General features: G+C 69.9%; 22 protein-coding genes. 3 read left to right on the top strand and 19 right to left on the bottom strand.

Annotated features, from left to right (window positions below; translation table 11 throughout):
- Window positions 1–126: 126 nt before the first annotated feature.
- Window positions 127–1608, bottom strand: a complete 1482-nt coding sequence (locus HYV93_17810) for a hypothetical protein (GenBank protein ID MBI2527826.1) — start codon at window positions 1606–1608, stop codon at window positions 127–129.
- Window positions 1608–1889 (bottom strand): hypothetical protein, encoded by a 282-nt coding sequence (locus tag HYV93_17815; GenBank protein MBI2527827.1) that lies wholly within the window; start codon window positions 1887–1889, stop codon window positions 1608–1610. The genes HYV93_17810 and HYV93_17815 overlap by 1 nt, the downstream gene beginning before the upstream one ends.
- A gap of 217 nt (window positions 1890–2106) precedes the next feature.
- On the opposite strand from HYV93_17815, the gene HYV93_17820 reads away from it, so the two are divergent.
- Genes HYV93_17820 through HYV93_17830 form a run of 3 tightly spaced genes read left to right on the top strand, consistent with a single transcriptional unit; the run spans window position 2107 to window position 5344 of the window.
- Window positions 2107–2808: a PIG-L family deacetylase gene (locus HYV93_17820; protein MBI2527828.1), complete on the top strand. Its 702-nt coding sequence runs from the start codon at window positions 2107–2109 to the stop codon at window positions 2806–2808.
- A gap of 12 nt (window positions 2809–2820) precedes the next feature.
- On the top strand, window positions 2821–4413 hold the full coding sequence (locus tag HYV93_17825) for an AMP-binding protein (GenBank protein ID MBI2527829.1): 1593 nt from the start codon (window positions 2821–2823) through the stop codon (window positions 4411–4413).
- A 4-nt stretch (window positions 4414–4417) separates the two neighbouring features.
- Window positions 4418–5344 carry an LLM class F420-dependent oxidoreductase gene (locus HYV93_17830; GenBank protein ID MBI2527830.1) on the top strand — a complete coding sequence of 309 codons (927 nt, stop codon included), beginning with the start codon at window positions 4418–4420 and terminating at the stop codon, window positions 5342–5344.
- A gap of 244 nt (window positions 5345–5588) precedes the next feature.
- Here the strand turns inward: HYV93_17830 and HYV93_17835 are convergent, their stop codons facing one another.
- The 17 genes from HYV93_17835 to HYV93_17915 all read right to left on the bottom strand — a co-directional run bounded on the left by HYV93_17835 (window position 5589) and on the right by HYV93_17915 (window position 22341).
- The gene (locus HYV93_17835) at window positions 5589–5924 is read right to left on the bottom strand and encodes a DUF5615 family PIN-like protein (protein MBI2527831.1); all 336 of its coding nucleotides are present in this window, start codon (window positions 5922–5924) and stop codon (window positions 5589–5591) included.
- A complete protein-coding gene (locus tag HYV93_17840; protein ID MBI2527832.1) occupies window positions 5911–6147 on the bottom strand; it encodes a DUF433 domain-containing protein in 237 nt (78 codons plus the stop codon). Before HYV93_17840 ends, HYV93_17835 begins: the two co-directional genes overlap by 14 nt.
- Window positions 6148–6434: 287 nt before the next feature.
- Window positions 6435–7163: a methylated-DNA--[protein]-cysteine S-methyltransferase gene (locus tag HYV93_17845; protein ID MBI2527833.1), complete on the bottom strand. Its 729-nt coding sequence runs from the start codon at window positions 7161–7163 to the stop codon at window positions 6435–6437.
- A complete protein-coding gene (locus HYV93_17850; protein MBI2527834.1) occupies window positions 7153–7695 on the bottom strand; it encodes a sigma-70 family RNA polymerase sigma factor in 543 nt (180 codons plus the stop codon). Before HYV93_17850 ends, HYV93_17845 begins: the two co-directional genes overlap by 11 nt.
- 123 nt (window positions 7696–7818) lie before the next feature.
- Window positions 7819–8469 (bottom strand): fructose-6-phosphate aldolase, encoded by a 651-nt coding sequence (fsa, locus tag HYV93_17855; GenBank protein ID MBI2527835.1) that lies wholly within the window; start codon window positions 8467–8469, stop codon window positions 7819–7821.
- 32 nt (window positions 8470–8501) lie between these two features.
- On the bottom strand, window positions 8502–8876 hold the full coding sequence (locus HYV93_17860; GenBank protein MBI2527836.1) for a hypothetical protein: 375 nt from the start codon (window positions 8874–8876) through the stop codon (window positions 8502–8504).
- A 46-nt stretch (window positions 8877–8922) separates the two neighbouring features.
- Window positions 8923–9777 (bottom strand): ribokinase, encoded by an 855-nt coding sequence (locus HYV93_17865; GenBank protein MBI2527837.1) that lies wholly within the window; start codon window positions 9775–9777, stop codon window positions 8923–8925.
- Between the two features lie 51 nt (window positions 9778–9828).
- Entirely contained in the window at window positions 9829–10977 is a 1149-nt protein-coding gene (locus HYV93_17870; protein MBI2527838.1) for an acyl-CoA dehydrogenase family protein, read from the bottom strand.
- Between the two features lie 4 nt (window positions 10978–10981).
- Window positions 10982–12259 carry a phenylacetate--CoA ligase family protein gene (locus HYV93_17875; protein ID MBI2527839.1) on the bottom strand — a complete coding sequence of 426 codons (1278 nt, stop codon included), beginning with the start codon at window positions 12257–12259 and terminating at the stop codon, window positions 10982–10984.
- Window positions 12247–13041: an ABC transporter ATP-binding protein gene (locus HYV93_17880; protein MBI2527840.1), complete on the bottom strand. Its 795-nt coding sequence runs from the start codon at window positions 13039–13041 to the stop codon at window positions 12247–12249. The genes HYV93_17875 and HYV93_17880 overlap by 13 nt, the downstream gene beginning before the upstream one ends.
- A gap of 69 nt (window positions 13042–13110) precedes the next feature.
- On the bottom strand, window positions 13111–14352 hold the full coding sequence (locus HYV93_17885) for an ABC transporter substrate-binding protein (protein ID MBI2527841.1): 1242 nt from the start codon (window positions 14350–14352) through the stop codon (window positions 13111–13113).
- A gap of 25 nt (window positions 14353–14377) precedes the next feature.
- A complete protein-coding gene (locus HYV93_17890; protein ID MBI2527842.1) occupies window positions 14378–15445 on the bottom strand; it encodes a branched-chain amino acid ABC transporter permease in 1068 nt (355 codons plus the stop codon).
- A 45-nt stretch (window positions 15446–15490) separates the two neighbouring features.
- A complete protein-coding gene (locus HYV93_17895; protein MBI2527843.1) occupies window positions 15491–16384 on the bottom strand; it encodes a branched-chain amino acid ABC transporter permease in 894 nt (297 codons plus the stop codon).
- A complete protein-coding gene (locus HYV93_17900; GenBank protein ID MBI2527844.1) occupies window positions 16377–18227 on the bottom strand; it encodes an AMP-binding protein in 1851 nt (616 codons plus the stop codon). Before HYV93_17900 ends, HYV93_17895 begins: the two co-directional genes overlap by 8 nt.
- Window positions 18228–18889: 662 nt before the next feature.
- A complete protein-coding gene (locus HYV93_17905; GenBank protein MBI2527845.1) occupies window positions 18890–19855 on the bottom strand; it encodes an ATP-binding cassette domain-containing protein in 966 nt (321 codons plus the stop codon).
- Window positions 19856–19925: 70 nt separating this feature from the next.
- The gene (locus tag HYV93_17910) at window positions 19926–21248 is read right to left on the bottom strand and encodes an ABC transporter substrate-binding protein (protein ID MBI2527846.1); all 1323 of its coding nucleotides are present in this window, start codon (window positions 21246–21248) and stop codon (window positions 19926–19928) included.
- 16 nt (window positions 21249–21264) lie between these two features.
- The gene (locus HYV93_17915) at window positions 21265–22341 is read right to left on the bottom strand and encodes a branched-chain amino acid ABC transporter permease (GenBank protein MBI2527847.1); all 1077 of its coding nucleotides are present in this window, start codon (window positions 22339–22341) and stop codon (window positions 21265–21267) included.
- Window positions 22342–22416 lie beyond the last annotated feature (75 nt).

Here is a 22416-nt window from a genome sequence, read left to right on the forward strand (position 1 = left end):
CCCGGAGCCCGACAGCCCGGTGATGACCACGAGCTGGTCCCGCGGGATCTCGAGATCGATGGCCTTGAGATTGTGCTCGCGGGCGCCCCGGATGACGATGCGGTCGTTGGCCATCGAGGCCTCATTCTACCCCGGCGTGCGTCGACCGGCGAGCCAGAGCACGACGAGCGCGGCCGGCAGCGCCACGACGGCCGGATAAGCGGCCGCCGCAGCGAGGAGCGCGCCGGACGGACGGCCACGCACGGACCCGGCGGCGGCGAGAGCGGCGAACAGGAGCAGCCCGACGCAGCCGGCCAGCGTGGCAGCGCCCGGCCGCACCGCATGCTGCGGCAGGAGAACCGGTGGCGCGAGCGTCGAGGCCGCAGCCCCGAGGACGAGCACGACCAGCGCCCACGGGTCCACGGGCCAGAGGCTCGCGACCCCGGCGGTGCCGAAGGCCATGGCCCAGAGACTCAGGTCCCGGCCGATCTGCCCGTCTCCCGTGGCATCCACGCGGGCCACGCCTTCCCTGAGCGCGATGCTGGAGGCGAGGAAGCCGGCGAGGGCGCCCCCGAGGAGCAGCCCCTGGAGCCGGAGCGTGCCGGCGCTCTCGCCGAGCACGAGCCCGGGCACGTCGAGCAAGGCCTCGGCCGTCACCCCGCCGAGGAAGAGGTCCGGGGCCCGCAGCGCCGAGTAGACGGCCCACGCTTCGGCCCAGAGCAGCGCGAGCACGAGCCCACCGCCCACGAGACCCAGACCGAGGCGCGAGGTGCGAGACGGCATGGCGGAGGGCAGGAGCGCGAGGGCGCCGCCGACGAGCGTCACGACCAGCCCGACCCCTTCGCGGGCCCGGGGCCGTCGGCCCGCGGCCCAGGCGATACCCGACCGGGGCGCGCCCGGGACACGCCTGTCCGCCTGGAAGCGGACGCGCATGCCCGCCATCGGCTCGAGGCGGTCCCCAGGCCGCGCGGTGACGGACTGGCCTGGCGAGAGCTTCCACTCCCGCTCGGCGCCCCGGCCGCCGTCCTGGCTGAAGAGCCGCACCGTCCCCTCGCCCGACACGGTGATGCGGTGCTCCTCGTCGAACACGATCCCCGTCTGCCCGCGAGCGAGGCTCAGGTCCCGGCCGTCGGTGACCCAGTGGCTCAGTCGCGGGAAGTGGAAGCCGGAGCGGCCGGCCACCACTTGCCAGGCGCTCACGGGGCCGATCCCCGAGGCCAGGGCAATCACGAGCAGCGGCCCCACGGCCCCCGCAAGCGCCACGAGCAGCAAGGCCGCGGTCCCTCGCTCGGCGCCCCGCCACGCGGTGAGCACGAGCCCGCTGGCCGCGGCGATGGCGATCCCGTGCACGCGCGGGAGGCCGAGCCGGCCGGCGAGATCGCCGAGGACGAGCAGGTTCGCCCAGATGAGCGCGGCAGCGACCAGGAAGAGCGCGGCCACGTGGAAGAGGGGGACGGGGCCGGTTCCTGGACGCCCTCGCCCCGACCCGGCCACGAGGGCGAGGAGCGGCGCCACCACGGCCACGAGCCCCACCCAGAGTCCATCGGGGCCGCCCGCCAGGATGAGCGCCGGCAACGTGAGCCACACGGCAGGCGTGAGCCAGACGGCGAGGATGCCCGAGGCTCCCATCACTGGAGATCCGGGGGGCGCGCATCAGGCGCCGCCGCGGCAAGCGGCGCGCAGAGGGCGGCCACCACCGTGGCGGCAGCCACCGGAGCCAGGACGCCCCCGTACCACCAGAGGATGGACAGCCCCCCGACCCGGATTGCCGCAAGCTCGTTCGGCGAAAGCGCCAGCACGGGAAAGCCGCCGAGCAGCAGCAGGAGGAGGCCCGCGGCTGTGCGGCGGCGCCGGATGGCGGTGGACGGGGACGGCGGCGGGTCGCGGCGGGCGTGGGGTGATATGCTCATGCAACGCTTGCTTTCTTCGCCACGGGCCGCATTATAACTGAGGCATCGCCCGTGCCCGGCCGACCGGGCGCCCCCGATGAGGCCCGCAGGGCCGAAGAGGCCAAACCGCCACGCGAACTCATCCACATTCAAGCGACATGGTCAGAGGCCCGCAGGGCCGAAGAGGCCAAACCGCCACGCGAGATCATCCACATTCAAGCAAGATAAAGGAGTCTTCATGGTCGAGCGCATCCAGCGGGTGATGGTGATCACGGCCCATCCGGACGACTCCGAGTTCGGCGCGGGAGGCACGGTGGCCCGGCTCGCCAAGGAGGGCAAGCAGGTCGCTTACTGCATCGTGACGGACGGGAGCAAGGGATCGGGCGACCGCGACATGACCCCGGAGCGCCTCGTGAAGATCCGCCAGGAGGAGCAGCGGGCCGCGGCCCGGGTCCTGGGTGTCGAGACGGTGGAGTTCCTGGGCTTCCCGGACGGCGAGCTGGAGGACACGCGCGAGTCCCGGATGGCGGTGACCGCCGCGATCCGGCGCCACCGTCCGGACCTCATCATCACGCAGAACCCCCACCGCACCAAGAACCTCTTCGCCTCGCACCGCGATCACCGGATCGCCGCCGGCATCGTGCTCGACGTGGTCTATCCGCTGGCCAGGGACCACATGGCCTTCCCCGAGCTGCTCGCGCAGGGGCTCGAGCCCCATAAGGTCAAGGAGGTCCACCTGATGTGGTGGGAGGACCCCGAGGTCGTCGTGGACATCTCGGACACCATCGACCTCAAGCTCGAGGCGCTGGCTTGCCACGCCAGCCAGCTCCGCGACATCAGGGCCGTCGCGTCGCGCGTCCGCGACCGGGCCGCCCAGTTCGGTCGGCTCAAGGGCTACGCCTACGCCGAGACGTTCGACCGCATCCGGATCGAGCGGTAAGAGGATCCCTGGATGATCAAGGCCGCGACCCTCACCGAGCTGATGGGGCAGCGGGCGGCCGCCGATCCCGAGACCCCGTACTTCCACCTCTTCGACAGCCCCGTCACCTACGGCATGCTCTGGCGCGAGAGCGCGCGCCACGCCGCCGGCCTCTCGCGGGCCGGCGTGGAGCGCGGGGACAAGGTCTGTCTCATCTACCCCACCTGCGCCGAGTTCTTCTACACCTTCCTCGGCGCGCTCAGGCTCGGCGCCGTCCCGGTGCCGTTGTACCCCACGCTCGGCGTGGAGGGCACCGCCAACATCTTCCGCGACTCCGAGGCAAAGGCGGTCGCCACCATCGGCTGGTTCAGGCGCGGCGTGGAGGAGGCGCGCGCCGCCGCCGGGAACGTGCGGGCGATCCTCGAGCCGCCCGACCTGGAGGCAGATGGGCCCGTGCCCGCCATGCCGGAATCGAGCGAGGCAGACACCGCCTTCATCCAGTACACCTCTGGCAGCACGGGGCATCCCCGCGGCGTGGTCCTGAGTCACGCCAACGTTTGCCGGACCGTGGAGTTCATGGCCGAGGCCGCCCAGCTCACCCGGGAGGACGTGGTCGTGTCGTGGCTGCCCCTGTACCATGACATGGGGCTCATCGGCTGCGCCTTCACGCCGCCGATCACGGGCTCACCGCTCTACCTCCTGCCGCCAGATCTGAGGAATCCGCGCCACTGGCTGGAGCTGATCACCCGCGTGCGGGCGACGTTCACCGTCTCTCCCGATTTCGGGTATCGCAACTGCGTGAGGAACATCCACGATCCGAGCGGTCTGGATCTCTCCTCGCTCAAGCAGGCTCTGTGCGGCGCCGAGCCGGTACGGCTCAGCACCATCCGGGCCTTCGAGGAGAAGTTTGGCGTGCCCAACCTGATCACGCCAGCCTACGGGCTCGCCGAGGCCACGCTGGCCGTCGCCATCTGGCCGCGCGGAGTGCCGCTTCGCCTCGACCGCTCCGGCCACTTCATGTCCGTGGGGCAACCGTGCCGCGGCGTCTCCGTCCGGATCATGCAGGAAGACCGGAGCGTGGCCGCCGACGTCGAGGGGGAGATCTGCGTACGGAGCCCGGGAGTGATGCAGGGTTACCACAACAACCCCGAGGCCACGCGGCAGGTGCTCTCTCCCGACGGCTGGCTCCGCACCGGGGACCTCGGCTTCGTGGATGACGAGGGCTACCTCTTCATCACGGGCCGGCTGAAGGACCTGATCCTCCTCGGCGGCGAGAACATCATCCCCGGGGACATCGAGGAGGTCGTGGACAACGTGCCCGGCGTGCGTTACTCTGCCGCGGTGGGGCTCGAGAGCGAGCGGCTCGGAACGCAGCGCCTCCACGTAGTGGCCGAGGTGCGGGAGGGGGTCGCCGACCGCGAGACCCTGTCAGGCCTCGTCCGCGAGATCGTGCAGCGCGTCCACCACGCTCGCGGCCACCGTCCGGCCAAGGTGCTGCTGGTGCAGTCCAGCACGATTCCGAAGACCTCCAGCGGGAAGATCCAGCGGGCGCGGCTCGGACAGATGATCGCCAGCAACGAGCTCGGCGACCGGCTTCTCTACGCCTCGGGCGGCCACCGCGAGTAGCCCCATGGAGTTCGGCTGCCACCTCCCCATGTTCGGGCCCATCGCCACGCGCGACACCGTGCTCGGCTTCGCGCGACGCATGGAGGCGCTCGGTTACGATTCCCTCTGGGCGAGCGACCACGTGGCCCTCCCGCACGCGATCCGCTCCCGGTACCCGTACAGCGAGACCGGCCAGTTCCCGCTGCCGGCCGGCGCCGACTTCCTCGAGCCCCTCACCACCCTGGCCCTGGTGGCCGGCGTGACCGAGCGCGTCCGGCTGGGGACGACGATCCTCGTGCTGCCGCACCGCCACCCCGTGCTGGCGGCCAAGATGCTGGCGACCCTCGACCACCTCTCGGGGGGCCGCGTGATCCTCGGCGCGGGTGTGGGGTGGCTCCGCGAGGAGATCGAGCTGCTGGGCGCCCCGTTCGACGGCCGGGGCGCCTGGTCGGACGAGGCCATCCGGATCATGCGCGCGTGCTGGGCGAGCGAGCGGGCCAGCCACCACGGCCGCTTCTTCGCCTTCGACGAGATCAGCGTCGCACCCTTGCCCATGCGCCGGGCCATCCCGGTGTGGATCGGCGGACACACCCCCAGCGCTCTCCGGCGCGTGGCCGCGCTCGGCGACGGCTGGCATGCGGCCTTCCCGTCCTCCCTGGACGCACTCGAGCAGGGCATCGGGCAGCTGCGCGAGGAGTGCGCACGACAGGGGCGACGCTTCGACGAGCTGACCCTGAGCGTGCGCGCGGGACTCTCGATCCGCGCGACCCCGGCCGGCCCCGACCGCAAGCCCCTGCTGGGCTCGCCGGATCAGATCGTTTCCGACCTCAAGCGCTGCCGGGATCTGGGCGTGAGCACGGTGCTGTTCGAGACGCGGCTCCGGAACCTGGACGATCTCGCCGGGATCTACGAGGCCTTCGCCCGCGACATCCGCCCCCGCCTCTCCGCCTGAGCGCCGGGCCCGTCGTGCCCCAGCCCTGCGTGCCTATCCCGGCCCGCGCGCTCGTGGACTCAGGGTCCCCCCGGCGTCTCCGCCATTCCCGGCTTTGCGCTCGACACTGCCGCGGTCTCCGGCGCAGGATCGCGCTGACTGCCCCCTCCGTGAGGCGGCCCGGGCCGAGAAGGGGCCCGTATGTTGACGATCGCCCGCCCGGACGGCCGAGAGATGGAGTTGCGTGAGCTGGCAGAGGTCAGCCTCACGGCCATTCGATGATGGTCCCAGCGACCGGCTCGATCCGCCTTCGACGCCACGCGTGATCGAACGAGGAGAGATAGGCGGCCTCGCGCACCTGGGGCAAGGTCACGACGACGATCGCAAGGTCGGGAAGCGCGTCGAGGACGCCCCGTGCAGCCACCCCAAAGCGCCGGTCCCGCGTCAGGAGAGTGCGAAACCCCTCACGAGCGGCCACCTGGGCGAGCGCACCGTTCGTGAGTTCCCGCCACCCACGGGCCGCCGTCGTCTCGGCGGCGACGCCGTACCCCTGGAGGAGGGCGATCAGGGCGGTGGGGAGGTTGACGTCAAGCAGCCACATCGCTGCGGTCGGTCACCTCGGCGGCGAACCGCAGCACCTCCGCCAGGCTCTCACGCGGGAAGGCCGAGTACTCCCGGACGATGTCCTCGTACGACATGCCGTCGGCCAGGCATGCAAGGATGAACGAGGCCGAGAAGCGGGTTCCGCGGATCGTCGGCCTCCCGCCAAGACGGTCGGGATTTCTCACCAAGTACGAGAACCCCGGAATCGGCGTGTCGCTCATGCCCTTCCCTCCTCTGCCAGCTCCCGAAGCCCGCGCGGCGCAGCCATCTGCTGGCCTCCTTGGCTCGCAGGAGCCGCGACCCGTTCCAGCACCCAGTATACCGCGCGCTGCTGTGCGCGATCGCGACCTCCCGGGCGGGACTCCGCCGGGGCGGAGCGGTCCGGGGTCCGGATCGTGACGCCAGGGGAGTTCCTGGACATGCGAGGGCTGCTGCCATGAGCGTCCGCTGCGGGGGGGCGGTGGCGCTTGATCGCCGCCAATCGTCGTCATGTTGGCTATCACCCCTGTCACCCCCGGCCCGCGCGCCCGGGGCCGGGGCGGCAGACGCGGCACGGCCGGTAGCCCAGCGAGCGCGCGTCCGCCACCGAGGCGAAGACCACCCGGTTGTCGGGGCGCATGTGCCGTCCGTGGATGCAGCCCACGCGGCAGACGATGTGTGTGCTCGTGCAGCCCTCGAAGACCGGTGTCGTGCGCTCGATCTGCAGGAGCCGATCCTTGACGTCGAGGCCGAAGATGTAGCCGCCGAGTCCGCCGTCGCTCCTGAGCACGCGGTGGCAGGGCACGATGACGGGCACAGGGTTCCGGCCCAGCGCCGTCCCCACCGCCCGCACCGCCCGCGGGTGACCGATGCGCCGGGCCACCCACGCGTAGGGGCGCGCCTCGCCGAACGGGATCTCGCGCGCCGCGGCGAGGACCTTCCGCTGGAATGCGGCAGCCCCGGACAGATCCACCGGCACCGAGAAGAACGCCCGCTTGCCGGCCAGATACTCGGCCAGTTCGATCCGCGCCCGCGCCACGAGCCGCCGCGCGGCGACGCTCGTGGCCGCCGGCTGCCGGCCGGCACGGATCAGCGAGACGCCGCGCGCCGTCGCGTGCACGGCGAGCCGCTCCACGAGCCCACCTGTCGCGCGGTCGGCCGCCGCCGCGCTCTCGAGCATCCGCCGCGCGAAGCCCTCCGGGAGCGGCGCCGGCTGGAAATACGCCGCCAGCACCCGGTCGAGGCGATCAGGATCCATTGCCGTCCTCCTCGCCAAGCGCCTTGCGGAGGATGGCCTTCCCCCGGGCGAGCTGGCTTTTCACCGTGTTCACGGAGATGCCCCGGACCCTCGCCAGCTCGTGGTTGGTGAGACCGTCCACGTAGGAGAGGGCCAAGAGCAGGCGCGCCTCGCGGGGCACGCGTTCGAGCGCCCGGGCCACATCGATCCGGCGCCCCGCCTCCCCGGGCCCCTCAAGGGGCACCGCCAGCGCCGCTGGATCGACCACCTGCGCGTGACTCGCACGGACGGTCCGCCGCCGCATCTCGTCGACGCAGACATTGGCGAGGATCCGGTAAAGCCAGGTCGAGACCGCCCAGCGGTATTGGTATCCGGCCGCGCCCAGATAACACTGGAGCAGCGCGCGCTGCACGGCGTCCTCGGCGTCGGCGCGCGAGCCCAGCAGCCTCCTGGCGACGGCCAGGAGCCGACCGCCATAGCGCTCCACCAGCTCGGTGAAGGCCGCGGCGTCCCTCTCGGCGACTCTCCGCATCAGCAGTCGGTCCTGGTCCATGGCTTTCATCGAGGTATACGGCCCACGGGCCGAAACGGGGTGGAACGCGATGGAGACCAGGCTGCGACGTCGGGATGTGGCGCTGCGTCTGGCTTGCCGCGGGGCCCGACGGGCAGCCGGACCTCAGATTTGGGCGCCGGACTTGGCCCAGTCGTCCAGGAACTTCTTGAGTCCGATGTCCGTGAGCGGATGCTTGATCAGCATGTCGAGCACGTTGAAGGGCATGGTCGCCACGTGCGCCCCGGCCTTGGCGGCGTCGACCACGTGCAGCGGATTACGGATGGAGGCCGCGAGGACCTGGGTCGTGAAACCGTAGTTGCGGTAGATCTGGCAGATGTCGCGGATGAGGTCCATGCCCACCGCGCTGATGTCGTCGAGACGCCCGAGGAACGGGCTGATGTAGGTGGCGCCCGCCTTGGCCGACAGGAGCGCCTGGCTGGCCGAGAAGCAGAGCGTCTGGTTGACGCGGACGCCCTCGCCGCTGAGCCGCCGCACCGCCTTGAGGCCGTCCCGGGTCAGCGGGCACTTGACGACCACGTTGGGCGCCACCTGGGCCAGCTCTCGCCCCTCCTTGACCATGCCCTCGCAATCGGTCGCCACGACCTCGAGGCTGACGTCGCCGGGGACGATCGAGCAGATCTCCTCGACGAGGGGCCGGAAGGGGCGCTTCTCCTTGGCGATCAGCGAGGGGTTCGTGGTGCATCCGTCCACCAGGCCCATGGCCACGCCCTCGCGCAGCTCGCTCACGCTGGCGGTGTCCAGAAAGATCTTCATGCGCTCCTCCTGTGGCGCGCCCCGGCGGGGCGTCACGCGCGCTCGACTCGAACGGTGGTCCCCGAGCGGACCTTCCGGAACGTGGTCGCGTCCCCCAGCACCCGGCCGAACACGGTCACCGCGCTCGCGGGCCGGATCTCCGAGCCATGACTGGCCGGGGTGGGACCGAAGAAGATGCAGAAGGCGGAACCCGGCGGCCAGTAGCCGAGGTCGCCCATGTCGACCGTCTCGCGGGGCGCCTCGGGCCTCGCCTTCACGGGGATGCGGAAGTAGATCTCGTCGCCCCACGTCTCGGCGGCCGCGGCCAGCGGGAGCGCCTCCCACACCGCCAGGGCCGTCGTGGAGTCCTTCAGCACGGCCTCCGCCGTCACCGATCCCGCCGAGATCCTGATGCGCCGTCCGGTCATGGCCGGCGTCAGTGTAACCTCGCGCCGCACATCCTCGCAAGGCGCCTCACCCCGCGAGCCGGGCACGATACGCGGCGAGCCGGGCCGCGAGCGCCACCCGATCGGGAACGGCGGCCGCGCCGGTCCCCTCCACGGCGGCCGCCGCCGCGCACGCTGCGGCCGCCGCCGCCTCCCAGGGATCGGCGCCGCGGTGGTACTCGACGAGCAGTGCAGTCGCGAACACATCTCCGGCACCGGTCACGTCGCGCTCCACGGCGGAGTCCGGCGCGACGGTGTAGGCCTCGCCGTTGACGAAGAGCGTGGCCCCGAGGGCGCCACGGGTGACGGCACCCACGGGAACCTGCTGGAACCACTCGAGCGCCTCCTCCCGGAAGGGCGCCACGTCTTCCTCGCTCACCACCAGCACCTGGGCATGGGGGAGCACGAGGGCAGCGTCCTCCCAGGCCCGGGGCGCGATAGCGCCCCCTGCCCCGCGCTCCCGCATCCAGCCCTGGGGCAGGACACCGAGCGAGCCGTCGGGGAAGCAGGCGGCCAGGAGCGGGTCCACCTCGCCCGCCACGGGACAGAGCAGCGCCAGCGGAACCTCTCGCCATGGCGCCGGCAGGTCCTCGACCTCGAGGTCGGCGGCGCGCCCGGTCATGCGCAGGGTCCTGCCGGACGCCGCCGCTCGGGCGTGCGCGAACGTGGTGGTGTGCCGGGCATCGACCTTCACGACGGAGAGGCCGTCGGGAAGGGCGTCCTCGGGGAAGTCGGGGCCATGGGAGGTGAGCAGCCCCACGCGCAGCCCGAGCCGGTGGGCCGTCACCGCGGCGTAGTAGGCGGCGCCGCCCGGACGCCTCTCCCCGTCGAACTGGTCGAGGGTCACGTGGCCCACCGCGACGAAATCCGGACCGGCCGTCACCCGCGGGCCTCGGCGAGCTGGGCGGGCACGGTCCGCCTCGCCGGCCCGGCGCTAGAGCGCCATCTGCTTGGCGATGATCTCCTTCATGATCTCGGAGGTGCCGCCGCCGATGGTGAGGAGCCGGATATCCCGGAAGAAGCGCTCGATGGGGTACTCGCGCATGTAGCCGTAGCCGCCGTGGAGCTGGACGCAGTCGTAGGCGATCTTCTGGGCGATCTCGCCGCAGAAGAGCTTCACCATCGAGATTTCCTTCACCGCGTCCTCGCGGCTCTGGAACTTGAGGCACGCCGCGTAGGTGAGCCAGCGGGCAGCCTCGAGCAGCGTCGCCATGTCGGCGATCCGGTGCCGCACCACCTGCTTCCGGGAAAGCGGCTCGTCGAAGGCCTGCCGCTGCTGGACGTAGGCGATGGTGTCCTCCAGCGCCCGCGCGGAGCCGGCCACCGCCTGGATCCCCGCGACCAGCCGCTCGCGCTGGAAGACGCGCATCACCTCGTAGAAGCCCTTGCCCTCCTGCCCCAGCAGGTTCTCGACCGGCACCCGCATATCCTGGAAGGCCAGCTCGGCCGTGTCGGAGGCGCGGTTGCCCATCTTGTCGAGCTTGCGGCTCACGCTGAACCCGGGCGTGCCGCGCTCCACCAGGAACATGGAGATGCCCTGGTGGCGGCGCCCCTGGAGACTCGGCCCGAGCCGGGCGGCGACGAAGTAGAGGTCCGCAAGCACCCCGTTGGTGATGAACATCTTGGAGCCGTTGAGGACGTAGTGGTCGCCGTCGGCGACCGCCCGCGTCTTGACGGCGGCCACGTCCGACCCCCCGCCGGGTTCCGTCACGGCGATGGCGGAGAGCGCCTCGCCGCGGCAGATGGCCGGCAGGTACTTCTCCTTCAGGGCCTCCGAGCCCGTCCAGTAGAGGTGGGGCGAGGCCATGTCCGTGTGGACGCTCACCGCCATGGCGAGGGAGGCGCAGCGCGAGCGGGCCAGCTCCTCGTTCAGCACGACCGTGGTGAGGAAGTCGGCGCCGCCGCCCCCGTACTTCTCGTCGTACTCGACGCCGAGCAAGCCGAGCCCGCCCATCCGGGGCCAGAGGCTCTTGGGGATCTGCCCGGCCTCCTCCCACGCGTCGATGTGGGGCACGACCTCCTTCTCGACGAAGCTCCGCACCGCCTGCCTGAACATCTCGTGCTGCTCGGTGAAGATCCTCATCCCCTCAGTCCCACTTCCGCTGGTCGTCGATCTTCTTCGCGTTGTCGGCAATCGCGCCAGGGGGGACGATCTCGACGCGGCCCCGGAGCTTGATCACGTCGCGGATGGCAGCCTCCAGCGCGGTCGTCGCCGCCGCGGCATCCGCCCCCGGTGGCAGTTCCGCGCGGAGCGTGAGCCCGTCCTGGTGCCCCTCGCGCGTGACCAGGATCTGGTAGCGCGCGGCGCCGCCCCCCCGCGCCACCGTCTCGTCCACCTGGCGCGGATGAATGAACATGCCGCGCACCTTGGTCACCTCGTCGGCCCGCCCGCGCCAGCCGAGCATCCGCGCCGAGGTGCGGCCGCAGGGGCACAGGCTTCGGTCCACGACCGTGAGATCCCCCGTCCCGAAGCGGATCATGGGATAGCTCTCGTGCCGCACGGTGGCGACGATCTCCCCGAGCTGCCCATCCGCCAGGGGCTCGCCGCTCTGGGGATCGCACACCTGGAGCACGGCGTCGTCCACGAGGTGCATGCCACTGGCCTCCGCGCACTCATAGGCGATCATGCCCAGGTCGGCCGTGCCGAAGCCCTGGCGGGCGACGATGCCGTACTCGTCCTGGAAGGCGCGGCGCATGGATTCCGGGAACGGCTCGGCGCCCACCTGGGCCACCTCGATCGGCAGGCGCCCCCCGCCCATCTCGGCGGCGCGCTTGAGGATCGTCATGAGGAAGGAGGGCGTGCCCACGTAGCCCGTGGCGTGAAGTGTCCGCGCCAGCAGCACCTGCGTGTCGGTGTTGCCCACCCCCGTCGGCACCGCGGTGCAGCCGAGGAGCGCCAGCGCCTCGTCGATCAGGTGCGCGGCCGGGGTCAGGTGGTAGGCGTAGGTGTTGAGCACGATGTCGCCCCGGCGGAACCCGCCGGCGTACATCCCCGTCTCGGCGTGGAAGCCGCCGAACTCCGGCCCCAGGGGCTCGAGGATGGGACCGGGAGAGACGAAGATGCGGCGGATCTTCTCCATGGGCACCGCGCAGAAGCCCCCGAAGGGCGGGTCAGCCTTCTGCAGATCGGGCAGCGCGTGCTTCTTCAGCACCGGCAGCCGAGCCAGGTCCCCGACACCGCGGATCGCCGCGGGCCCGAGCCCCGCCGCCTCCAGCCGCCGGCGCACGCCCGGCGCCCGGTCCCAGGCGTGGCGGACCAGGGCGCGCACCCAGCCATCCTGATAGCGCCGCCGGACCCCCGCGGTCATGGTCTCCTTCTTGCGATCCCAGTAGCCCGTCCGACGGTCCACGCTCACGACAGCCACCGCTTCCTCCGCTTGTAGTGCTTGACGTCGCGGTACGACTTGCGCGCCCCGACCTCGGTGAGCCCCAGGTAGAACTCCTTGATGTCGGCGTTCTCCTTGAGGGCCTCGGCCGTGCCGTCGAGCACGATGCGGCCGTTCTCCATGACGTAACCGTGCTCGGCGATGCCGAGCGCCAGGGTCGCGTTCTGCTCCACCAGGAGCACGGTCACCTGCTCCTGCTGGTTCAGGCGCTGCACGATCTCGAAGATCTCCTCCACCAGCATGGGCGCCAGGCCAAGCGAGGGCTCGTCCAGCAGCATCACGCGGGGGCGCGCCATGAGCGCCCGGCCGATGACGAGCATCTGCTGCTCGCCGCCCGACAGGTACCCCGACTGGACGGTGCGCCGCTCCTTGAGCCGGGGGAAATAGGTGTAGGTGCGCTCGATCCCCTCCTGCACCCGCTGCCGCGAGGCCTGGACGTGGGCGCCGGCGACGAGGTTCTCCTCGGTCGTCAGGTGCTCGAACACGCGCCGCCCCTCGAAGATCTGCACGACCCCGCGCTTGACGATGTCGTGGGGGGGCAGCCCGTCGATCCGCTCGCCGTGGAACTCCACGGAGCCCTTCGTGACCTCGCCGCGCTCGGAATGCAGCAGGCCGGAGATGGCCTTGAGCGTGGTGGTCTTGCCGGCGCCGTTGGCGCCCAGGAGCGTGGTGATGCCGCCCGCGCGGACGGTGAGCGACCCGCCCTTGAGGACGAGGATCACCCCGTCGTAGATCACCTCGATGTTGTTGAGTCCCAGCATGCCCTGTGCCCCGCGGCCGTGGCGGCGGGCCGGCCTACCTCGGCGGCCCGCCGCCGCGCGGCGTTCGCGCTACTTCGCCTCCTTGACGTGCTTGCCCACGACCTCCGGATAGGCCTTGAACCAGTCCGTCGCCTTCACGAACTTCCCGCCCTTCACCTGGAAGACCTGCACCCAGCCGCCCCCCTCGTGGTCCGACGGCGAGAACTCCAGGGGCGGGATGAGACCGCCCAGGGTCAGGCCCTTGACCTTCTCGAAGCCGGCCTTGACGTCGGCGCCCGTGATCTTGCCGTCCGGCTTGGCCTTGACGGCGTTGCGGATGGCCTCGAGGTGGACCGCGGCCACCATGGGCCCGCGGTTGTAGTAGGCCGACTGCGTCATCTCCTTCGGCGCCGGCTTGCCCTGCTTCTTGTACATCTCGCGGATCTCGTTCAGCACCGGGTAGTCCTGGCCGACGCCGGCGAATTGCAGCCCCGCGTACCCCTCCGCGACCCCGTACCCGCCGGCGGCCTCGACGTCGGCCTCGGCAGAGCCCCAGACGAAGGAGACGACCTTCTTGAGCGGATAGCCGACGCGCTTCAGCTCCTTGATGGACACCGACGGCGAGCGTCCGAACAGGTGCGCGATGACGAAGTCGGCGCGGTACCGCTGCGCGATGTCGAGCGTCTGCGCGCCCATCTCCACACCGGGAGGCGGCACGGCGAAGATCTTGAGCTCGAAGCCCTCGAGCTTGGCCAGGTCCTCGAAGATCTCCTTGGGCTCGTGTCCGGCGGGGTTGTCATACATGAGGTACGCGATCTTCTTGCCCTTGAGGCTGCCGCCCAGCTGATCCTTGGCCCACTTCACCGAGGCCGCCGCCTGCGACCAGTAGGTCGCGGCGATGGGGAAGATGTAGGGGTACTTGCTCCCGTTGGCAGCCCCCGCCGAGCCGAAGCCCGGGGAGGTGCCGGGGATCTTGTCCTCGGTCAGCTTCTTCATGAGGGCATACGTGTGCGGCGTGCCGTAGAGCCCGATCAGGACGGCGCCCTCCTTCTTGAAGCGCTCGTACCCCTCCATGGCGGGCGGCACCTTGTACTCGTGGTCGATCTCGAGCACCTTGATCTTGTGGCCCTCCACGCCGCCCTTGGAGTTCACGAGGGCGACGTAGTCGTGATAGCCCGGACACCAGTTGACGCCGACCACCTGGGTCGCGCCAGTCCGGTCGCATTGCAGCCCGATGACGATCTCGTGGCTCGCCGCCGCGGGGGACACCCCGCCGAGCGATGCTCCGAGTGCCACCATCAGTCCGATCAGGATGGCCAGGCCTCGTTTCATGGATGGTCTCCTTTCTCGCGCACGGTCAGTACGCGAAGGGCCAGAGGCGAAAGTAGTTCCGGATGTTCCTCCAGAGCCGGTTGAGCCCCTCCGGCTCAACGACTAGGAAGAAGATGATCAGCGCCCCGAACAGGATCAGGCGGAGATTCGGGATGAGGTTGCGCACCGCCGCCTCGGAGAACAGGAGCCCGCCGGACGCCTCCATCGTGTACCGGATGACGATGGGGAGCAGCGTGACGAAGGTCGCGCCGAACACCGACCCGAGCACGGAGCCGAGCCCCCCGATGATGATCATCGCCAGGTAGTCGATGGAGGTGACGATCTGGAACTGCTCGTAGTTCGCGATCCCCTGGTAGTAGGTGTAGAGCACCCCGGTCACGCCCGCGTAGAAGGAGGAGATGGCGAAGGCGAGGAGCTTGTAGCGGAAGATGTTGACCCCGATGATCTCGGCGGCGATATCGTGGTCGCGGATGGCGATGAAGGCACGCCCGATGCGGCTCCGCACGAGGTTCATGGTGGCCACCAGCGCCAGCACGACGAAGATCAGGAGGAAGAAGTACATCTGTCGCTGCGTGGCGATCGGGTAGCCGAACAGCTCCGGGCGGGGCACCTGGATGGAGGCCTGCACCCCGCCGCTGATGAAGGTCACGTGATTGATGGTCCATTCGATGATGAGCTGCCCGGCCAGCGTGGCGATGGCGAGGTAGAGCCCCTTGATCCGCAGCGACGGGATGCCCACCACGGCGCCCACCGCGGCGGCCATGAGCCCCCCCAGCGGCAGCGACAGCCAGAAGGGAAAGCCCAGGCGCACGGCGAAGTTGGCCGCGGTGTAGGCGCCCACCGACATGAAGGCCCCGTGGCCGATGGAGATCTGGCCCGTGTAGCCCACCAGGATGTTGAGCCCCAGCGCGCCCACGACGGAGATCGACACCAGGTTGACGATGGAGAGGTAGTACTCGTGCACGCTCAGCGGGAGGACGACGAACATGAGCACCGCCACGGCCGCCACTGTCCACCGGGCAATGGGCAGGGGGTAGAGAGCCATGTCGGCCTCGTACGTCGTCTTGAGGACCCCGCACTCGCGGTGGATCATCCCCTCGCCTCCGGCCCATGCAGGCCGATCATCCTCTTCATCGGCCTAGACCCTCTCGATGGTCGCCTTGCCGAAGATGCCGTACGGCCGGACCATCAGCGCGATGATCATCAGCAGGTAGGGGGCGAAGTCCTTGGTCCCGCCCCCCACCCAGGGATCCACGTAGCCAGCGGCCACGTTCTCGACGATGCCGACGATCAGCCCGCCGAGGATGGCCCCGGGGACCGAGTCGAGGCCTCCCAGGATGACCACCGGGAAGACCTTGAAGCCCACCAGGGCCAGGTGCACGTCCACCCCCAGGAGGCTGCCCCAGATGATCCCGCCGAGGGCCGACACGACGCCGGCCATGGCCCAGGCCAGCGCGAAGTAGCGCTCCACGTTGATCCCCATGGCCATGGCCACCTGCTGGTTGTCGGCCACCGCCCGCATCGCGATGCCCTTGCGGCTCTTCAGGAAGAACCAGCCGAAGGCCGCCAGGAAGAGCAGGCTCACCACGGCGCCCAGGAGCTGGATGGGCGGGATGAAGAGCGGCCCCCACACGATGGGGGAATCGCTGATGGGCAGCGACAGGGACCGCGTCTCGGCCCCCCAGAGGAGCGGTCCGAGGCCGCGCAGCACGGCGGCGAGCCCGATCGTGGCCATGATCACGGCGACGATGGGCCGGCCGATGAGCGGCCGCAGCACGACGCGCTCCAGCCCGAAGCCGAAGCCGATCATGCCGCCCAGTCCCGCCGCCACCGCCAGCCAGAGCGGGGCGCCGTACAGCGCCATCGCCGCGGCCACGCCCCACCCCGCGATCATGACGAACTCGCCCTGGGCGAAGTTGATGGCGTCCGTGGCCTTGTAGACCAGGACGAAGCCGAGGGCGATGAGGGAGTACATCAGCCCGATCAGGATGCCGTTGGACAGGAGCAGCGAGAAGAACTGCCAGTCAAGCATGGGCCAGGGTCCCCGAGTCGACCTCTTGGATGCGCGCGCGCGACTGGAGCGTCGCCTGGCGGCCGTCCTCGTAGGTGATGACGGTCGCCAGCTCCACCTCGCCTCGGCCCGAATAGAAGGCGTCGATGATCGCGGCGTACTTCTCGGCGATGAACCGGCGCCGCACCTTCCGCGTGCGCGTCATCTCGGCGTCATCGGCCTCGAGATCCTTGGTGAGGAGCAGGAAGCGCCGGACCTTTGACGCCTCGGGCAGGGTCGCGTTGCACTTGGCGATCTCCTCCCGGATCAGCTCGCGCACCTCGTCCTTCTGGGAGAGGTCCATGTAGGAGGTGTACGGCAGCCCCCGGCGCTCGGCCCAGTTGCCCACCGTGCTGAGGTCGATGGCGACCATGGCGGCGACGAATGGTCGGTCGTGGCCGAACCCCACCGCCTCGCGGATGAAGGGGCTGAACTTCAGCTTGTTCTCGATGAACTGCGGCGCGAAGGGCGTCCCGTCGGCCAGCTGACCCACGTCCTTCGCCCGGTCGATGATGACGAGATGGCCGCGCGGATCGAGGAAGCCGGCGTCGCCCGTGTGGAACCAGCCCTCGGCGTCCAGCACCTCGCGCGTGGCCTCCTCGGCCTTGAAGTACCCCCGGAAGACACCGCCACCGCGGATCAGCACCTCGCCGCGCTCGGCGACCCTGACCTCGATCGCGGGGTACGGGCGGCCGGCGGTCGTGGGGTTCGCCTCCGTGTCCGGCTGCTGCGAGACGAAGCCCGTCGTCTCGGTGGAGCCGTACACCTGCTTGAGGTTGACCCCGATGGAGCGGAAGAAGCGGAAGGTGTCGGGCCCCAGCGGGGCGCCGCCCGTGTAGGCCCAGCGCGCCCGGCCGAGCCCCAGCTGGTCGCGGATCGGGCCGTAGACGAAGAACTCCCCCAGCAGACACGCGAGCCGGAGCCCCAGGGGCACGGGTGTGCCGTCTGCGCGCAGGATCTCCGCGCGCTCGGCGACGTCCCGGAACCGCTCGAAGACCCACCGCTTGAGGCGCGTCGAGTCCGCGGCACGCACCTGCACGGAGGTGAGCATGTTCTCCCAGATCCGGGGCGGTGCCAGGACGGCCGTCGGCCCCAGCTCGCGCAGGTCGCGCTGGACGGTCTCGGGGCTCTCGGGGCAGTTGCAGGTGAATCCGACCATGAGCCCCACGACGAGGGTGTAGAAGGAGTCACCCACCCAGGCCATGGGCAGGTAGGCGAGCCAGTCGTCCTCGCGCCGCACGTCCTCGACCGACAGGAAGCCCTCGGCGGTGGCAAGCGCATTGGCGTGGGTGAGCATCGCCCCCTTGGGGTTGCCGGTGGTGCCCGAGGTGTAGCAGATGAAGGCCAGGTCCTCGGGCGTCCCGCGCTCGATCGCCGCCTCGAAGTAGCGGGGGTGCTCCTCCCCGAACTTCCGGCCGATCTCCTCCACGTCGGTGAAGGCGCGGAGCCAGTCGAAGCGGTAGTGGGTCATCCCACGCGGGTCCTCGTAGATCACGTGGCGGAGGGCGGGAAGCTCGGCCCTGAGCGCAAGGATCTTGTCCACCTGCTCCTGGTCCTCGGCCACGATGATCGAGACCTCGGCGTGCGCCAGCACGTACGCCAGCTCCCGGGCGATGGAGTCCTGGTACAGCGGCACGGAGGCACCGCCCAGCGCCTGCGCCGCGACCTGCGCCGCGTAGAGGCGCGGGCGGTTGTCGCCGATCACGGTGAGCTTGTCGCCCCGGCCGAACCCGAGCGCCGCCAGGCCGAGGGCGAAGTCGCGGATGTGGTCGTGGTACTGGCGCCAGGTGTAGGACTGCCAGATCCCACGGTCCTTCTCCCGCATGGCGGGCCGCTCGCCGAACTCCCTGGCGTTGCGCTCCAGCAGCCGGGGGAGCGTGCCGGGTTCAGCCACGGGCGGCTCCGGCGGCGGACTTCTTGGTCTCGCCGAGGTAGGCCTTGATCACCTTCGGGTTCGCCCGCACCTCGTCGGGCGTGCCCTCGGCGATCTTCTGCCCCATGTCCAGCACCGCCACGCGGTCGGAGATGTCCATCACCACCCCCATGTCGTGCTCGATGAGGATGACGGTCGTGCCCCACTCCTCGTTGACGTCGAGGATGAAGCGCGCCATGTCCTCCTTCTCCTCCTGGTTCATGCCCCCCATGGGCTCATCGAGCAGCAGCACCTTGGGCGAGAGCGCCAGCGCGCGGCCGAGCTCCACCCGCTTCTGCAGCCCGTACGCCAGCGAGCCCGTCGGGCGCCTCCGGAGGTCCTGGATCTTGAGGAAGTCGATGATGTCCTCCACCACGCGACGGTGCGCCACCTCCTCCTTCTGGGCGAGCCCCCAGTAGATCACGGAGCCGAGCACCCCCGACCGTATGTGGACGTGGCGCCCCAGCATGAGGTTGTCGAGCACCGTCATGCCCTTGAACAGGGCGATGTTCTGGAAGGTCCGCGCCACCCCCAGCTCGGCGATCCGGCTCGGCGAGAAGTCGGTGACCTCCGTCTCATCGAGGACGATGCGCCCGCTGTCGGGGTGGTAGAAGCCGCTGATCATGTTGAGCAGCGAGGTCTTCCCCGCGCCGTTGGGCCCGATCACCGACATGAGCTCGCCGCGGGTCACATCCAGTCGCACGCCCGTCACGGCCTGGACGCCGCCGAAGGCTTTCGACACCCCCTCGATCCGCAGCTGCGTCTGCGGCGTCGCTGGCGGCCCGGTCACGAGAGCCACCGCTTGCGCCGCTTGTAGTGCTTGACGTCGCGGTAGCTCTTGCGCTGGCCCACGCCCGAGAGCCCCAGGTAGAACTCCTTGACGTCCTCGTTCTCGCCGATGGTCGTACGGTCGCCGTCCAGCACGATCCGCCCGTTCTCCATGATGTAGGCGTACTGGGCCACGCGGAGCGCCATGGCGGCGTTCTGCTCGGCCAGGAGCACGGCCACCTTCTCGTCCCGGTTGAGCCGGGTGACGATGTCGAAGATCTCGGCGACCAGCATGGGCGCCAGGCCCATGGAGGGCTCGTCCAGCAGCATGAGCCTCGGATGGGCCATGAGCGCGCGACCGATCGCCACCATCTGCTGCTCGCCTCCGGAGATGTAACCGGCGTCGATCCCCCGCCGTTCCGCGAGCCGCGGGAAGTAGGCGTAGACGCGTTCCAGGTCCTGCTGGATGGCGCGGCCGTTGGGGCGCGTATAGGCGCCGGCCAGCAGGTTCTCCTCCGCGGTGACCGCCGCCCCTCCATCACCTGGACGATCCCGTGCCGCACCACCTCGGCCGCGTTCTTCCGCTGCAGGGGCTCGCCCAGGAGCTCGATGCTGCCCTTGGTGACGTCGCCCCGCTCCGTCCGCAGGAGCCCGGAGATGGACTTGAGCGTCGTCGACTTGCCCGCGCCGTTGGCCCCGAGGAGGGCGACGATGCCCCCCTCGGGGACCTGGAGCGACACGCCCTTCAACACGAGGATCACGTGGTCGTAGATCACCTCGATGTTGTTGACCGCCAACAGCGGTCGGGCAGCCTCCGTCACGGCCCCGGCCTCCTCTGCTCGCCTACTTCTCTTTCGAGCAGTCCCGCATGGTATAGCCGAGCTTCTTGCCCTCCACCACCGCGGCCTCCTCGAGCTTGGGCCGCACCACGTCGCGCATGGGCTCGATCCAGTCGGAGACGATGTTCCACTTCCTGCCGTCCCACTGCTGGACCAGCGCCATCCCGTTACCCTCGTGGTTCTCGCAGGTGACGCGGAGCGGGCGCAGCATCCCCTTCATGCCGAGCTCCTCGAGCCGCTTCTCCGTGAGGTTCAGGTTCTCGAAGCCCCACCGCACCTGCTCGCCCGTGAGCGGCTTGTTGCCGTACTTGGTCATGGCCGTGCGGATGCCCTCGACGTTGAGCATGGTGTTGATGAGCATGCGGTTGTACAGCGCCTCCCCGACCTTGGAGCGGTCGTTGCCGTAGGCGCCCTTCCCCTTGTCGTACAGGTGCGTGAAGATCTCCTGGTGCAGCTTGAAACCGGCCCCCGGGGCGTTGAAGGCCATGGACTTGTAGCCCTTCGCGGCATCGCCCGCCGGGATCACGTCGACCTCGGTCCCCGTCCACCAGTTGCCGACGACGTGGTCCATGGCGAAACCGATGGCCGCGGCCTCCTTCACGGCGACCTGGTTCATGACTCCCCAGCCGGAGATGTAGATCCACTTCGGGTTGAGGCGGCGGATCTGCAGCCACGTGGCCTTCTGCTCCTGGCCGGGATGGTCCACGGCGAGCAGCGTCAGCTCGTATCCGTGCTTCTTGGCCAGCTCCTCGAGCACCGGGTTCGCCTCCCGGCCGTAGGGGCTGTTGTGGTAGATGTGGGCGATCTTCTTCCCCTTGAGCTTGTCGAGCCCGCCCTCCTGCGCACCCACGTACTTGATGAAAGCCGAGGCCTGGCTCCAGTAGGTCATGGGGAAGTTGAACACCCACGGGAACCAGCGCCCGTCGGCCGATGCCGTCATGCCATAGCCCATGGAGTGGACGACGACCTTGTCCACCGGCGCCTTGGGGATGAGCTGGTAGGTGACGCCCGTGCTGTACGGGTTGACGATCACCGGGCTCTTCGACTTCAGCCGCTCGTAGCACTCCACCGCCTGCTTGGTGTCGTACTGCATCTCGCACTCCTCGAACACGATCTTGACGCCGTTGATCCCGCCGTCCCGCTGGTTGAGGAGGTTGAGGTAGTCATTGGCGCCGTTGGCGATGGGGATCCCGCTGGGAGCATAGGGGCCTGTCCGGTAGGTCAGGATCGGCAGGAAGATCTCCCCAGCTGCCTGGGCGATGCTGACCAGGGGACCAACGGCAAGGGCCGCGGCCATCACGACGATCAAAAGGACTCTCGATTTCATGGATGTCTCCTCTCGGTTAGTGGGGAAACGGCCACAGCCGGAGCTTCTCCTTCCCGATCTGCCAGAGCCGCGCCAGCCCGTGCGGCTCGACGATGAGGAAGAAGAGGATGAGCCCCCCGAAGACCATCAACTCGAGCTGCTTCAGGATAGCCACCGACAGGGCGATGCCGAGCGTGTGCGGCACGTTGGTCAGGAAGATGGGGACCACGATGATGAACGCGGCGCCGAGGATCGACCCCAGGACGCTGCCCAGGCCGCCGACGATCACCATGAAGAGCACGAGGAAGGACTGGGTGATGTCGAAGGCCAGGGTCTCGGCACTGCCGAGGAACAGGAAGACCAGCTCCGCGCCCGCGATCCCGCAGTAGAACGAGGAGATCGCGAAGGCCAGGAGCTTGGTCCTGAGCGGCCGCACCCCGATGATCTCCGCGGCGATGTCGCGGTCGCGGATGGCCATCCACGCCCGCCCCACCCGGCCGCGCACCAGGTTCTTCGCCAGGAGGGCGAAGACGACGACGAAGGACAACGCCACCACGTACCGCGCCGACGCGGTGGCGTTGGGGCCGGTGACCACGATGCCGAGCACGGTGCGCCCCGGCGCCGTGATCGTGCCGGACGAGGCGTAGTTCACGAACCACGGCACCTTGTTGAAGAGCCAGATGAGGAAGAACTGCGAGGCCAGGGTGGCCACGGCCAGGTAGAAGCCCTTGATCCTGAGGCTCGGGATGCCGAAGACGATGCCGACCAGGGCCGCGATCACGCCCGAGAGCAGGAAGACCAGGATGATGTTGAGCCAGGGGAAGGCCGTGGAGAGCTTGAAGGCCGAGTAGGCCCCCACGGCCATGAAGCCGCCGGTGCCGAGGGAGAGCTGCCCGGCATAGCCCGTGAGGAGGTTCAGGCCCAGCGCCGCCAGCGCGTAGACGAGGAACGGGATCAGGACCGCCTGGAGCCAGTACTCGCTGCCGAGAAGCGGCGGCACGAGGAAGGCCGCGACCACGGCCCCCAGCACCACCACGCGGTCCTGGATGATCGGGAAGATCGCCTGGTCGGTCGCGTACGTGGACTTGAACTGCCCCGCCTCGCGGTAGATCACGATTGACCAGCCTGGGGGGGAGCGACCGCCGCTCCTCCCCCAGCCCCCCCCACCGATTCCCGGGCAACACGCAGC

The sequence above is a fragment of the Candidatus Rokuibacteriota bacterium genome, assembly GCA_016188005.1.
GTDB lineage: Bacteria > Methylomirabilota > Methylomirabilia > Rokubacteriales > CSP1-6 > UBA12499.